13 protein-coding genes are annotated in these 13,220 nt (G+C 66.5%); 1 reads left to right on the forward strand and 12 read right to left on the reverse strand.

Annotated elements, in window-relative coordinates:
* Nucleotides 1-28 precede the first annotated feature (28 nt).
* From nadC to NSE01_RS06680, 3 genes are read right to left on the reverse strand one after another with little or no spacing between them, the layout of a single operon-like run.
* Nucleotides 29-892, reverse strand: a complete 864-nt coding sequence (nadC, locus tag NSE01_RS06670; RefSeq protein ID WP_147158860.1) for a carboxylating nicotinate-nucleotide diphosphorylase — start codon at nucleotides 890-892, stop codon at nucleotides 29-31.
* A 39-nt stretch (nucleotides 893-931) separates the two neighbouring features.
* Nucleotides 932-1,729: a LytR/AlgR family response regulator transcription factor gene (locus NSE01_RS06675; protein ID WP_147158861.1), complete on the reverse strand. Its 798-nt coding sequence runs from the start codon at nucleotides 1,727-1,729 to the stop codon at nucleotides 932-934.
* 3 nt (nucleotides 1,730-1,732) lie between these two features.
* Nucleotides 1,733-2,893 (reverse strand): sensor histidine kinase, encoded by a 1,161-nt coding sequence (locus NSE01_RS06680; protein ID WP_147158862.1) that lies wholly within the window; start codon nucleotides 2,891-2,893, stop codon nucleotides 1,733-1,735.
* A 94-nt stretch (nucleotides 2,894-2,987) separates the two neighbouring features.
* Between NSE01_RS06680 and NSE01_RS06685 the strand changes: the two genes are divergently transcribed.
* The gene (locus tag NSE01_RS06685) at nucleotides 2,988-3,611 is read left to right on the forward strand and encodes an HD domain-containing protein (protein WP_147158863.1); all 624 of its coding nucleotides are present in this window, start codon (nucleotides 2,988-2,990) and stop codon (nucleotides 3,609-3,611) included.
* On the opposite strand, the gene NSE01_RS06690 is transcribed toward NSE01_RS06685, so the two are convergent.
* From NSE01_RS06690 to NSE01_RS06730, 9 genes are all read right to left on the reverse strand, one after another.
* Nucleotides 3,608-4,522, reverse strand: coding sequence for a hypothetical protein (locus NSE01_RS06690; protein WP_147158864.1), 915 nt, complete (start codon nucleotides 4,520-4,522; stop codon nucleotides 3,608-3,610). The two genes, NSE01_RS06685 and NSE01_RS06690, sit on opposite strands and share 4 nt — an antisense overlap.
* The gene (locus tag NSE01_RS06695; RefSeq protein WP_147158865.1) at nucleotides 4,522-5,322 is read right to left on the reverse strand and encodes a DsbA family protein; all 801 of its coding nucleotides are present in this window, start codon (nucleotides 5,320-5,322) and stop codon (nucleotides 4,522-4,524) included. The genes NSE01_RS06690 and NSE01_RS06695 overlap by 1 nt, the downstream gene beginning before the upstream one ends.
* A gap of 32 nt (nucleotides 5,323-5,354) precedes the next feature.
* Nucleotides 5,355-6,701, reverse strand: coding sequence for a M48 family metalloprotease (locus tag NSE01_RS06700; RefSeq protein WP_246135079.1), 1,347 nt, complete (start codon nucleotides 6,699-6,701; stop codon nucleotides 5,355-5,357).
* A gap of 48 nt (nucleotides 6,702-6,749) precedes the next feature.
* Nucleotides 6,750-7,718 (reverse strand): alpha/beta hydrolase, encoded by a 969-nt coding sequence (locus NSE01_RS06705; RefSeq protein ID WP_147158866.1) that lies wholly within the window; start codon nucleotides 7,716-7,718, stop codon nucleotides 6,750-6,752.
* A gap of 43 nt (nucleotides 7,719-7,761) precedes the next feature.
* Nucleotides 7,762-9,153 carry a PAS domain-containing protein gene (locus NSE01_RS06710; RefSeq protein ID WP_147158867.1) on the reverse strand — a complete coding sequence of 464 codons (1,392 nt, stop codon included), beginning with the start codon at nucleotides 9,151-9,153 and terminating at the stop codon, nucleotides 7,762-7,764.
* 104 nt (nucleotides 9,154-9,257) lie between these two features.
* On the reverse strand, nucleotides 9,258-10,142 hold the full coding sequence (locus tag NSE01_RS06715; protein WP_246135064.1) for an HpcH/HpaI aldolase/citrate lyase family protein: 885 nt from the start codon (nucleotides 10,140-10,142) through the stop codon (nucleotides 9,258-9,260).
* Nucleotides 10,143-10,213: 71 nt separating this feature from the next.
* A complete protein-coding gene (locus NSE01_RS06720) occupies nucleotides 10,214-10,702 on the reverse strand; it encodes a DUF2141 domain-containing protein (RefSeq protein ID WP_246135065.1) in 489 nt (162 codons plus the stop codon).
* Nucleotides 10,699-11,409: a sterol desaturase family protein gene (locus NSE01_RS06725; protein ID WP_147158868.1), complete on the reverse strand. Its 711-nt coding sequence runs from the start codon at nucleotides 11,407-11,409 to the stop codon at nucleotides 10,699-10,701. Before NSE01_RS06725 ends, NSE01_RS06720 begins: the two co-directional genes overlap by 4 nt.
* 115 nt (nucleotides 11,410-11,524) lie before the next feature.
* A complete protein-coding gene (locus NSE01_RS06730; protein ID WP_147158869.1) occupies nucleotides 11,525-13,036 on the reverse strand; it encodes a DEAD/DEAH box helicase in 1,512 nt (503 codons plus the stop codon).
* Nucleotides 13,037-13,220 lie beyond the last annotated feature (184 nt).

The raw sequence follows: 13,220 nt of genomic DNA on the forward strand, positions 1-13,220 counted from the left end.
AGGCGCGCGGCGGCAATCTCGAGACAGTTCAAAGTGGCGTGAAATCAAGCCCGATGTCGGCGGCAGGCGCGCTCTGCGTCAGGCGGCCGACAGAAACGTAGTCCACCCCCGAGGCGGCAATCGCGCCGATGGTTTCGAGCCGCACGCCGCCCGAAGCTTCGCACGGCGCGCGGCCATCAACGAGCGCCACTGCCTCGCGCAGCATGTCAGGCCCCATGTTGTCGAGCAGGAGACGAGTGGCGCCGGCCTCCAGCGCGGGTTCGATCTGGTCGATGCGGTCGACTTCGCAGATCACTTCGCGCACCCCGGCGGCCAGTGCACGGCGTACCGCTTCCGCCACGCCGCCCGCGACGAGCACGTGGTTGTCCTTGATCATCGCCGCATCCCACAGGCCCATGCGGTGATTTACCCCGCCGCCGGTGCGCACGGCATACTTTTCGAGATGGCGCAGGCCGGGGATGGTCTTGCGCGTATCGAGCAGCCTCGCCGTGGTCGCGCCCATGGCATCGACATAGCGGCGCGTCAGCGTGGCGACGCCCGCAAGGTGTTGCACCGTGTTGAGAGCACTGCGTTCGGCGGTCAGCATGGCGCGGGCGCTGCCGGTGAGCCGCATCAGCGCCGAACCGGGCTCCACCCGCGCGCCCTCCGCCACCAGCACCTCGATCTCCATCGCGGGATCGAGTGCGCGGAAAAATGCGGCGGCAATCGGCAGACCGCAAACAGTGATCGCATCGCGGCTGTCCATCACCCCGGCAAAGCGCGCGTCCGAGGGGATCACGCTCTCGCTCGTCACATCATGCCCGCCGCCGGGGAGGCCCTGCCCGAGGTCTTCGGCCAGCGTGGCGGCGACGAAGGCTTCGAGATCGAAGCCGGGGATGGAGAATGCAGTCATGGCAGCGGGACTAGCTATGGCCGGTCCCGCTGTCGAGCATCAGTGGACAAAGCGCGCCACCACATCGCGGTACGAGCGCGAGACTTTCACTTCCGAGCCCGAATCGAGCACGAGGAAGCATTCGCCATTGGTGTGCGGCCGCACCTGCCGCACGCGGTCGAGGTTGACGATCTTCGAGCGGTGCACGCGCTGGAACACGCGCGGATCGAGCCGGCGCTCGAGATCCTTCATCGTCTCACGCAGGATCAGCGAATTGTCGCCGGTGTAGATGCACATGTAGTCGCCCGCCGCCTCGATCCGTTCGATCGTGTCGACATCGACGCGGAAGATCTGGCCGCGATCCTTGATGTTGATGAGCTTCTCGAAGCGGCCGACCGCAGGCTCGTTGTCCTCGGGAATGCCATCCATCGCGTCGGGGGCGACTTCGGCGAGCACGGTCTTCAGCTTTTCGGCCTCTTCCAGCCCGCGCTTCTCGGCAAGCCGTGTGCGCGCGCGGTCGAGCGCGTCGGCAAGGCGGGCGGGCTCGACTGGCTTGAGCAGATAGTCGACCGCATTGGCTTCGAACGCGCGGATTGCGTGCTCGGAATAGGCGGTGACGAAAACGAATAACGGCGGGTCGATCTCGATCACGCCGCTCACCACGCTGAAGCCGTCGAAGCCGGGCATCTGGATGTCGCAGAAAACGAGATCGGGCTTTTCGGTCTTGATCTTGCGGATCGCCTCGCGCCCGTTGGAGCAGGTGTCGATCACCTCGACATCGGGGAAGGCTTCAAGCCGCAGCTGAAGGCCCTGAATGGCGAGCTTTTCGTCATCGACGAGGATCGTGCGAATGGTCATGCGCTACCTTTGCTGAGAGACGAACTGCTGGGCAGACACTCGACTGGAGGGCGCTTCCTCGCGCGCTTCGAAGGGTAGCTCGATCACCACCATGAAGCCTCCACCCGGCCGCTCGCCGATTTCGAACCGCTGGTTCTCGCCATAAGCCTGGGCCAGCCGGTCTCGAATGTTGGCGAGGCCGACCCCGGTGGAATCCTTGCGGGAACTGGTCACGCCGAACAATGTCGAAGGGTCGGTGCCCGGTTGCAACCCCGGCCCGGTGTCGGACACGGTGACCCGCAGCACCGGGCCGACGAGTTGCGCCGCAATGATGATCGTGGCCCCTTCCTCAAGCGGGCTGACGGCATACTTGATCGCGTTTTCGACGAGGGGCTGGAGCAGCAACGAGGGCATCAGCGCGGGGGAGGCCGCGTCGTCGATGCGAAACTCGGTCGCCAGCCGCTCCTCGAAGCGCATCCGCTCGATGTCGAGATAGAGCTTCAGCGTCTCGACTTCCTGCGCCACGGTGACGCGCCCGGTCGGCTCGTTGATCAGCGTGTAGCGCAGAAACGAGGACAGGCGGCTGAGCATCGCATTGGCGGGCTCGGTCTGCTTGAGCAGCACCAGCGTGGAAATCGAGTTCAGCGTGTTGAACAGGAAGTGCGGGTTGAGCTGGTAGCGCAGCATGGCGAGCTGCGCAGAAGTCGCCTGCGCTTCGAGGCGCATGAGCTGGTCGTTCTGTTCCTCTACCTGCACGTAGAAATTGATCGCGTAGTAGAGCGCCGACCACGCACCGAGCAGCGTGAGATCAAGGTAGAACACACCGAGGAACAGCTGCGCGAAGCCCGAGTTGCCCTCTGTGCGGTAGAGGCTGATGACCCAGCTATCGATGAAGGCATAGAAGCCGACCGCGACGGCCAGCACCACGGCGGTCACCCCCCAGGTAATCAGCGGCGCACGGTTGATCAGCGCGCGGTAGATCACCGAAAGGATGAGACTGATCGAGAAGCCGGTGATCGAGGCGATCAGCACGATGATCAGGAACGACCAAGGCTGCGCATTGGCGAGGCTGGACAGCGCACGCAGCAGCATCGCACCGCCCCAGCCGAGCATCTGCAGGCGCCAGAAGGCGCGGTTCTTGTTGCCGAAGAACGGCGTGGGGCGCAGCGGCAGCTTCATTGCCATGAAGGGTGTGTAACCCACAGTTTGGCCCAGCGCCACAGGTGGGCTTTGCGTGGCTGGGTAAAGCGGTTACTCTCCGGGCAAAAGGGAGAGAACCATGGATCATCACGGCGATTCCGGAGAGCGCGCGCAGTTCCATTCGATGGAAGAGGGCACGCAGGAAGATTGGGCCATCATCGCGCGCGATTATGTCGGCTTTGCCGCCGGCCTGCCGGACCGCGTGCTGGCCCACCTGAGGCTGCTCGACGGCGATTTTGGCGGCTTCCCGATCGACCGCCTGACCCACAGCCTGCAGACCGCCACCCGCGCCCACCGTGATGGCCGCCCTGAAAGCTATGTCGTGATGGCGCTGCTGCACGACATTGGCGATACGCTGGGTTCCTACAACCACCCCGAAATCGCCGCCGCGATCCTACAGCCCTTCGTGAGCGAGGAAGAGCACTGGATCTGCCGCAACCACGGCGCGTTCCAGGGCTATTACTACTTCCACTACCTCGGTATCGACCGCAACGTGCGCGAGAAGCACCGCGACAACCCGCACTTCGATGCCTGCGCCGAGTTCTGCGCGAAGTACGATCAGGCTGCGTTCGATCCCGCTTACGATACGCTGCCGCTCGATTTCTTCGAGCCGATGGTGCGCCGCGTGCTGGCCCGCCCGCGCAGCGAAACGTCGATTCTGGCGATGGAAACGACCGCCGCGAAAGCTGGCGTTCCGGCTTAAGGTTCTCGCCTGAAGCGAAGCGCCCAGTTCGTATCGGGCTGGGCGCGCATCGCTGCGATTTCAGCGGTCATTTCTGCCGCCCGGGTGCTCGCCTTGCCGTGGCTGGCGCCGGGGATGACCAGCAGGCCGCGCAGACCGATCAAACGGATCATGCGCAGCGCCGCCTCGGGCGGATAACCGGCATTGGCCATGATCCACACCGAAAGCCGGTCCGCCTCGCGCTCGGTACGGCGCACAGCCTCGGTGCTGCGTTTGCCGGAGCCGAGCAGGGTTTCGTGATCCAGCGCGGCGTGAGCGAGTTCATGCGCCAGCACGGCGGCGATCATCGCTTCGTCGCGGCCTATCCGATCGAGCGCCTCGCGGCCGATACGCACTTGGCTGCGGGTTGCACCGGCGTTGTCCTTCCCGTCATCGAGGATGAAGCGCACCCCGCACGAAGGCGCGGCGGTGATCGCGACCACGCTGCCGCCCTTCAGTGTCAGCGAAACCTTGCCATCGCGCGCCGCTGCCTGCTCCAGCCGCGATTGCAGCGCCCAGATGCGGTCCCAACTGCCCTTGCGCGGCGGTGGACCAACCGGCACGCCATCGACGGCGTTGACCACCGCATTGACGGCGAGCCCCGCCGCTTCGGCCGGGCTGCGTGCCGCGACCGCCGCCACGGCAATGTCGCCGGAAAGGCCATAGGCTTCGCGCGCCAGTGCTGGATCGGCGAAGGTCTGCATATCACCGAGCAGCAGGCCGATCCCCGGCGCTGCCCGCGCGCAAAACGGGGCATTGGCGTGGCTGAGCCGCCAGCCGATGGTCTGGACCAGCGCGTCGTCCCGCTGGAGGTCGTCGATGGGCTGCGCGGCGGAGGGGGATGCAAACGCCAGCGCCGCCGCCATGGCGACGAACACCAACCGCACGCGCATCAGCCCTTGCGGGCCGCGTCGACCGCCGCCTGCAGCGCCTCGCGGCCCACCGCGCCGGTCATCAGCTTGCCGCCCACGCTCCACGCCGGAGTGCCGTTGATGCCAAGCTGGCGCGCGAAGCCCAGGTTGCGCTCCAGTTCCTGATGCACGCCGGGCTGCTGAGCGAAGGCCGTGGCTGCATTGCTGTCCACGCCTGCCGCGTTGGCCGCAGCGGCGATGCTGGTGCTGCTCGGCCGTTCGCCGGAGAACATCGCCTTGTGGAACGCGGCATATTTGCCCTGTGCGGCGGCGGCGAGGCCCATGCGCGCGGCGGGTTCGCTTTCGGGGGCGATGATCGGCAGTTCGCGCACCACAACGCGCAGGTCGGGGTTGTCCTTCACCAGAGCTTCCACATCGGCCACGCTGCTGCGGCAATAGGTGCAGGAAAAGTCGGTGAACTCGACCAGTGTTACCTTACCCTGCGGATTGCCCAGAATAGCGCCGGGGAACGGCGTTTCGATCGCGCCGCGCACGGGCGCAAGCCGGGCCTCGGTTTCCCGATTTTGCAGCTTCTCCATCGCCTCGGGCAGCACCTCGGGATGTTCGAGGATGTAGCTGCGCACCAGCGCTTCGATCGCGCCGCGCTTGCGGGCATCGATCCCCGCATCGGCAAGCTGGCTTTCCAGCTTGGCATCCGTAGCGGCAGCCTGCTGCTCCTCGCCTTGCCCCGCACCTCCGCGGCCATGCATGGCCCACCAGCCGCCGGCAGCGCCAGCTGCGCCGATCACCAGCGCCAGAGCAAGAAACGGACTGAAACGCATTCATTCAACTCCTGACGGGCCGCGCGAACTCGCTACCGCGACTTGCGCATCCGCTCAATCATCGCGCGTGCCGACATTGCGATATCCTGCGCGCGCAGCCAATCGGCCGAGCCTTTGGGAAGGGCGGCTTCGGCGGCTTCGGCGCTGCGCAGCGCTTCGGGCAACTGCAATTCCCCCAGCTGCTGCTCCGCACTGGCGAGCCGCGCGCGGGGGATATCGCCCTGCGCTTCATAGACCACTCCGAGCTGATACCACGCGAAGGGATTGTCGCGGTCGCGCGCCACGGCGGTCTTGAGCACGCGCTCGGCTTCGGGGAAATTGGCCTTGTCCTCGGTCGCCAGCAGCGCATGGCCGAGCGTGGTCGCGATCAGCGGGGTATTGCGGGTAAGCTCGGTCGCGCGGCGCAGCGGGGCGAGGGCTTCGGCAGGCTTGCCCGATTCGAGCAGGACCTGCCCCTTGAGCTCCAGCGCATAGGGATCGTTCGGATCCATCTTGAGCAGGGCGTCGGTTTCGGCCAGCGCCTTGTCCATCAGCGCTTCCTTGTGGAACGCATAGGCGCGGGCGAGGTGTGCGGGCGCGTCCTGCATCCATTCGGGATAGGCGGCAAGCGTGGCCGATGGCTCTGCCAGATAGCCGACGAGCTTGGCCTTCACCCGCAGGAAGCGGGTCTGCAGCGCAGGGTCGACCGGCTTGTTCCATGCCGGATCCTGGGTGAACGCATCCTGCAAAGTGGTCAGGCGGTCTGCCGTGAGCGGGTGGGTCGAATAGAATTCGGCGTCGGCATCGCGCTTGAAGCCATAGCGGAACTCGAGGTTCTGCAGCTTCTTGAAGAAATCGACCGAACCCTTGCCCGAGATGCCGGCCTTCGACAGGAAGCCGACGCTGGCCGCGTCTGCCGAGGATTCCTGCGCGCGGCTGAAGGCAAGGTACTTGCCGAGCGCGGCCTGCTGCCCGGCCATGAGGATGCCGATGCCCGCATCGCCCGAACCTGCCGCCGCCGCCGCCGCGCCTAGCAGGAGGCTCAGGATGGTGATCCCGGTCGCGGGCTTGCCGCCTTCGTCGCCCCGGATCACGTGTCCGCCGGTGATGTGGCCCAATTCGTGCGCGAAGACGCCCTGAACTTCCTGCGCGTTGTCAGCAGCGCTGATCAGGCCTGAGTGGATATAGACCGCCTGCCCGCCTGCGACGAAGGCGTTGATCGAGGGATCATTGAGCAGGACGAGATCGATGGCGCGCGGATTGAACCCCGCCGCCGCCACGATGGGCGCGGCCATATCCTGAAAGAACGCTTCGGTTTCGGCATCGCGCAGCACCGATTGCGCGGCGGCAGGCGTCGGCGCGAGAAACAGCGCGATGCTTCCGGCAATTCCGGCTGCGATGGCCTGGCCGGTGCGGCGGAGAAGGGATCGGGTCACGATGGGCGCAGCTTATCCGCCGGTCGCCTGAACCGCTGGTGAAGCGGTGACCTTGGCAAGGAACGGAAGGACCGCATCGATCGCGCGGGGATCGTGGCTGAAGGGCCGCGCGAACAGCATGATAAGCCCCTCGTGCGTCACGCCATCGATGAGAACCGCCTGGGTGGGTGCTCCGGCGCGGGTCATCGTTCGGGCAAGCTCGACCGAATTGCGCGGCCGCACGCGGGTATCGGCGGTGCCGTGGACGAGGAGCAGCGGCGGTCCGCCCGCGCGGGCGTGGACCACGGGCTGCGTCTCTTCGGGGTTTGGTGCCTTGCCAAAGCTCAGCTTGGTCGCCTCGCTCTCGAACGGATAGAAATCATAGGGTCCGGAAAGGCCGACCACTCCCCGCAGTGCGTCCGCATCGAGGCTGCGCGCGGCAAGCCAGCGCTTGTCGAGGCCGAGCATGACCGCGTTGTAGGCCCCGGCCGAGTGGCCCATCAGTACGACGCGGCGGGGATCGCCGCCGAGCGGTCCGGCATGGTCCGCCACCCAGCGCAGCGCGGCGGCACCGTCTTCCAGCATCCCCGGGTACTGCGCCTTGGGGTAGAGCCGGTAGCCCGCCAGCACGACCGCATACCCTTGCGGCGCGAGCGCGCGGGCCATGAAGCGGTAGTCATGCGGATCGCCGGAACGCCAGCCGCCGCCGTGGATGAACACGATGATCGGCAGCGGCCCTTTCGCGGCATCGGCATCGGCGGGGAGAAACATCTCCAGCTTCTGCGCCGGATCGCTGCCATAGCGCACGGCGGCCACTTCGCGGATCGACCCGTCGCCGCCCCGCAGGATGCGGTCGGCACTGTCGAGCATCGCCACTGCTTCTGTCGCAAGCGCTTGCCGGTAAAGGAGAAATCCACCAACGCCAAGCAGGGCGAGGGTCGCAAGCGTCCACCCAAGCCAGCGGCGGCGCGGTTTGCGGGCAGGGGTCAAAGCGTCGGCCATGCGGCATGGCTAGACGGTTTTGCGAGAGTGGGGAAGCCGCCCTTCAGCCCAGCAAACGGCGCGCCGCACGCTCCAGCATCGTCTGGTCGTCGTCGATCTCGCCCAGCAGAACGGCAGGGCCACTCGCCAGTCGGCGCACCAGCACCAGAGCGAACTCCGCACCTTCCGGTTCCAGGGCATAGAGCGGCTTGTGATCGAGCGCGCGCAGGCCATCGACCATCGAGGTGCGCGGCTTGGGCGCGGTCTTGCCAGTCTCTTGGCGGCGCAGCTTGCGTTCAAGCGCGACGACGCCCTTGAGCCCGCCGGTGGCGGCGGCGAGATAGGCGCCCAGTTCGCCATAGCCCAGCCCAAGGCGCTGTGCGTGGGTCAGCGCGGTGGTGTATTCCGCGATACGCGTCTTGTCGTAGTCCGCGCCGAACACGAGCTTGACCAGCGGGGTCAGCGGCGCGCGGGCCTGCATCGTGAGGCCCGCATCGGCGATCATCTCGGCATAGTCCTCTGGCGCCTCCCCGGCGGCGAGAGCGAAGTCCCACGCCCGGCCGATTGCGGCATAGAGCGCGCCGCGGGTGCGGTCCTCGTTCGTGTGCGCAATGTGCGCCAGATCGCGCGCCGAAGCGAGCCAGTCGGCGAGGCAGGCCGGTTCCGGCTCATCGAGTACAAAAGCATCGCCGGGCAAGGTGTCGTCGCCGGTGATGATCTCGGCCCCGATCTCGGCCAGATCGAGCGGATGGCTGTCTGCATCCGGGCCATCCGCCCAGCCGCCGAGCGGCACGTCCGTGGTGCGGCGCGGGGCCAGCGTCGCGCTGCTCGGGCGCTGGTCAAGCGCCTGATCGACTTCGAGCAGCAGCGCATCGGTGGTGTGCTGGTCGGCGAGTTCCTTCCAGTTGATCACGCCGTAGAGGTAATCGATCGTGTCATTGTCGGTCGAGAACGGCAGGAGAATGCCGCGATAGAGGATCGTCCGGCCGCGCTGGTTGACGAATTCGGCTTCGAAACCGATCGGCGCCTGGTTGGCGATGATCTGGAGATAGTGGTCGGTAATGCGCGAAAGCAGCGAGCGGCCGGGAATGTCGCTCAGGCGGCGCAGCGGGCCACCCGCCTCGCACTCGTCCGCGAGCACCTGGCCGAGGAACGGGATGGCCGGATCTTCGATGCCGTTGTCGAAGTGCAGCAGCACCGAATGGTCGGCGAAATCGGGCATCTGCCCATCAAGCAGCGACTGGACGGGCGGAAACTGGCCCTGATCGAGCAGGCTCGCCCAGAAATTGTAGGCGCGCACCTGCATGCGGCGCTCGTCCTGTCCGATCGGCGGTGGCGGCGGCGAAGCGGCACCCTGCTCGTCAATCGATTCTTCGTATGCGGTGTAGTCGGCGGCATAGTCGAGGGGCTCCTGGCCCTCCGAACCATCCTTGGAAATGCCGCGATAGGTATCCATGAACCAGTCCCCGTGGTCGTCCGATGGGGCCCGTCATGGCGCAACATGGTAAAGATGTGTTTAAGTTGCGCCGCATGCCTGCGCGCAATCGTTCGAATGTGGAGTTACCGCGCCGCGATCGCTGCCGATTTGGCCAGCACCCGCACCGCCATGTCGCGGTGGAGCAGCTCGGCCATCTTGCCGCCGACCTTGAGTGCGCCCTTGCCGGCATTGGCGGGATCGGCAAACGCCGCGACGATGGCTTCGGCCTCCGCCACCTCAGCCTCGCCCGGCGCGAACACGCGGTTGGCGGTTTCGATCTGCGAGGGATGGATCAGGGTCTTGCCGTCGAGGCCAAGCTCGCGCGCCTGCAGGCATTCCGCATCGAGCCGCGCGGTATCATCGATCGCATTGCACACCCCGTCGAGCAGGACGAGCCCGTAGGCGCGCGCTGCCATCAGCGCTCCGACCATGACCGGCACGAACCCGGCCCGTCCGGTAACCTGTGCCATCCCGGTTTCCTTGGCGAGATCGTTCAGCCCGAGCACGAACCCTGCAAGCCGCGAAATGCGCGCCGATTGGGCAATCCGTTCCAGCGCCAGCACGGCCTGCGGCGTCTCGATCATCACCCACAGACGAACGGCGGGATCATAGCCCGCCCCGTCCATCGCCACGGAAAGCGCGACCACGTCGGATGCATCATCCACCTTGGGCGCGAGCAGGGCATCCAGCGGGCAATGGGCGAGCGCGGCGATATCGGCCTTGCCCCAGGGTGAGCCGAGCGGGTTGATCCGCGCGATCATCTGCCGGTGCCCGAAACCGCCAGCGGTCAATTCCTCGACCAGCGCCGCGCGGGCTTCGTCCTTCATCTCGGGCGCAACGGCGTCCTCAAGATCGAGCGCGACGGCATCGCACGGCAGCGCGCGCGCCTTGTCCACGGCGCGGCGGTTGCTGGCAGGCATATAGAGCAGCGAGCGCAGCGGCTGCGCTCCAATCAGGGCTTCAGGCACACACTTCTCCGACAAAGTATGAGGCTTGGCCGTGTGCCTTTCCTCATGCTGCGTTGCCGCGCAAGCAAATGTTACAGGATATAACGAACCTTGATCGCGGTCTTCAGCTGTACCGGTCCGACCTGGAACGAAGCGGCGCCGAAGCGCGGCGGGCCGAACTGCAGCGGCGCATCGCGCGAAAAGCCGAAGCCTTCGCGCGGCAGCATCATCATCTTGTCCATGCGGCCATTGCCGTTCTCGTCATGGAACAGCGCGATGGCATAGCGGCCCTGCGGCACGTCCCTGAACTGCACTGTCTCGCCGTTCGCCGCCGGCACGGTAAGATGCCGCGCATGGGGGTCCTTCTGGCAATCGGGGAAGGTCTTCGGGTTCGCCGTCATGCAGGCAAGGATCTGCCCGCGGTTGGAACGCAGTCCGTCGATCTGGACGAGGATCGAGCTTGGCGCCGCGGCGCTCGCCTGCGCCGGCATCTGCATGTGGATTTCCGGCAGCGGCATGGCTGCCATCGCGACCGGCGCCGTCAGCGCAGCCAAAGTGATCGCCAGCCCCTTCCGCATCATGGCGCGGACAGCCCCTTGTCGGTCCCGCAGACGTGATCCCAAAAACGGAAGTAGAGGCCATAATTGCATCGATAGAGCTCATGATGACGGTGATGGTGGCTGGCTGTTATCACCCAATGCCCTACGCTTGAATGAACGAGGGCCTTGGGAAACATTTCCCAACCCATGTGATTGGTCACGCCCATTATGGTCATCACCATCAGCACCAGGCCGAGCATGCTGGCGTGGATCGGAACCACGAAAACCAACGCGGGTATGAACAGGCCGACGATCGCGGCTTCCACAGGATGAAAGTTCATCGCTGCCCACGCCGTCGGCGGGCGGCTGGCGTGGTGGATGGCATGGACCGCGCGGAATACGCTGGGCCGGTGCATCAGGCGGTGCGTCCAATAGAACCACGTATCGTGGAGCGCGAGGTAGGCGAACAGCGAGAGCGGCAGCCACCACAGCGGGTAGTCGTTCACGTTCGTGTAGACCCGGGTCCAGCCATAGTGCTGCCAGCCCCACGCGATGATCCCCGCCGGCACGCCATAGATCGCGGCTGAGGCGAGGCTCCACGCAATCTCGCTGCGCATCTGGCGGGCAAGGCCGTCGTAATGGCCGGGGCGTACCAGTTTGGTCAGCCACGCGAACAACCCGCTCACCGCCAGATAACGCGCGGCGACGATCGCGGTCATGATCGCCGCGGTCAGCCACAGCTCGCTCATGCGCGGCGCGATCTGATGGGTTGCGGGGGGGAAGTCGCGGTCACGGTAGACCCTATGCCAAGCGAGCGTGCCTGTGGACAGACGGCCATTCGGTCAGTCCACAGGCGCGCGCTGGTCAGACGACGCGGCGGACCTTGTTGCGGTGCTGGCCGACACCGCCGCCACCATTGCCGCCGCCATTGGGGCGGAACCGGCGTTTTTCGCCCTCACGCTGGCCTTCGCGCGGTGCGTCGGTGCGCTCGGCGCGGACGGGATTGCCGACCGGGCCGCGTTCATTGGCGGGGCGCGCCGGATTGGCATCGCGCGGACGGCCATCGCGGCCCTGCGCGCGGCCACCGGGCGAACGGTCGTCGCGGCGACGTTCACCGCGTGGAGAGCCGCGATCGCCGAAGCGGCCGCGCTGATCGCGTTCGTCGCGGCGTGCGTCGCGCTCGGCTTCCTCGGGCTTGCGGCTGACGGCGGGAAGCTTCGCGGCCTCCGCCTGGAAACCTTCGGGCAGCGGCAGCGGGGTGAGCTTCACCTGCGTCAGCTTCTCGATGTCCTTGAGGTAGGGCTTCTCGTCCGGCGCGCAGAAGCTGATCGCTTCGCCATCAGCGCCGGCGCGCGCGGTGCGGCCGATGCGGTGGACATACTGCTCGGCCACGTTGGGCAGTTCGAAGTTGAACACGTGGCTCACCCCGCTCACGTCGATCCCGCGCGCGGCGATATCGGTGGCGACGAGGATCGGGCACGAGCCCTGACGGAACGCGTCCAGCGCGGCGGTGCGCTGCGCCTGGCTCTTGTTGCCGTGGATCGCGCGGGCGCTGATCGAGGCCGCCGAAAGGTGGCGAACAACGCGGTCCGCGCCGTGCTTGGTGCGTGTGAACACCAGCGCGCGATCAAGCTTCTTGTCTGCCAGCAGCGCGCGGATGCGCAGCGTGAGGAGCGCCTGCTTCTCGGCCTGATTGACGAAAGTGACGTACTGCTCGACGCGCTCGGCGGTCGTCGCCTGCGGGGTCACTTCCACGCGCACCGGATTGTTGATGAACTGCTTGCCGAGGTCCGCGATCGCCTTGGGCATGGTCGCCGAGAAGAACAGGCTCTGGCGCTGCTTGGGCAGCAGGTTGGCCACCCGGCGCAGCGCGTGGATGAAGCCGAGGTCCATCATCTGGTCGGCTTCGTCGAGCACGAAGATCTCGACCCGGCCCAGCGTCAGCGCGCGCTGGTCGATCAGGTCGAGCAGGCGGCCCGGCGTCGCGACGAGGATGTCGCAGCCAGGCACGAGGCGGCGGGCCTGCTTGCCCACCGGCACGCCGCCGAACACGCAGTCGACCGTCAGGCGCAGGTTCTTGGCATAAGCCGCGATGTTCTCGGCGATCTGCGCGGCAAGCTCGCGCGTCGGCGAAAGCACCAGCATCCGGCACGAGGCGGGCTTGCGCGGCTGCGGATTGGCCGCAAGGCGGTGGAGCGAGGGCAGGGCGAAGGCAGCGGTCTTGCCGGTGCCGGTCTGCGCGATACCAAGGAGGTCGCGGCCTTCGAGGAGCGCCGGGATGGACTGGCGCTGGATCGGCGTCGGGTCGGTGTAACCCTTCGTTTCAAGCGCGTGGAGAATCGGCTCGGCAAGGCCGAGATCGCGGAAATATGACATGAGAATCCAATCAATGAATGGCGCACGCAGCAACACGCAGCGCGCAGGCAGAAGGTCGACCATGCGACCCATGCGTGAAGGGGAAGCCAAGCGAAGCAGCTGTTAAGCCGGGGCGGGTTCACGCCCTGAACGGCGGACCTCACGCTTGCCCGAGCCTGCGGCGGAACGTCCGCTCGCCAGTCCT

The organism is Novosphingobium sediminis, from assembly GCF_007991615.1.
Taxonomy (GTDB): domain Bacteria; phylum Pseudomonadota; class Alphaproteobacteria; order Sphingomonadales; family Sphingomonadaceae; genus Novosphingobium; species Novosphingobium sediminis.

Bases quoted from the DNA above. Each gene is read 5' to 3' on its own strand.
- nadC (WP_147158860.1), bottom strand. From the start codon at position 892: ATGACTGCATTCTCCATCCCCGGCTTCGATCTCGAAGCCTTCGTCGCC.
- NSE01_RS06675 (WP_147158861.1), bottom strand. From the start codon at position 1,729: ATGACCATTCGCACGATCCTCGTCGATGACGAAAAGCTCGCCATTCAG.
- NSE01_RS06680 (WP_147158862.1), bottom strand. From the start codon at position 2,893: ATGGCAATGAAGCTGCCGCTGCGCCCCACGCCGTTCTTCGGCAACAAG.
- NSE01_RS06685 (WP_147158863.1), top strand. From the start codon at position 2,988: ATGGATCATCACGGCGATTCCGGAGAGCGCGCGCAGTTCCATTCGATG.
- NSE01_RS06690 (WP_147158864.1), bottom strand. From the start codon at position 4,522: ATGCGCGTGCGGTTGGTGTTCGTCGCCATGGCGGCGGCGCTGGCGTTT.
- NSE01_RS06695 (WP_147158865.1), bottom strand. From the start codon at position 5,322: ATGCGTTTCAGTCCGTTTCTTGCTCTGGCGCTGGTGATCGGCGCAGCT.
- NSE01_RS06705 (WP_147158866.1), bottom strand. From the start codon at position 7,718: ATGGCCGACGCTTTGACCCCTGCCCGCAAACCGCGCCGCCGCTGGCTT.
- NSE01_RS06710 (WP_147158867.1), bottom strand. From the start codon at position 9,153: ATGGATACCTATCGCGGCATTTCCAAGGATGGTTCGGAGGGCCAGGAG.
- NSE01_RS06720 (WP_246135065.1), bottom strand. From the start codon at position 10,702: ATGATGCGGAAGGGGCTGGCGATCACTTTGGCTGCGCTGACGGCGCCG.
- NSE01_RS06725 (WP_147158868.1), bottom strand. From the start codon at position 11,409: ATGAGCGAGCTGTGGCTGACCGCGGCGATCATGACCGCGATCGTCGCC.
- NSE01_RS06730 (WP_147158869.1), bottom strand. From the start codon at position 13,036: ATGTCATATTTCCGCGATCTCGGCCTTGCCGAGCCGATTCTCCACGCG.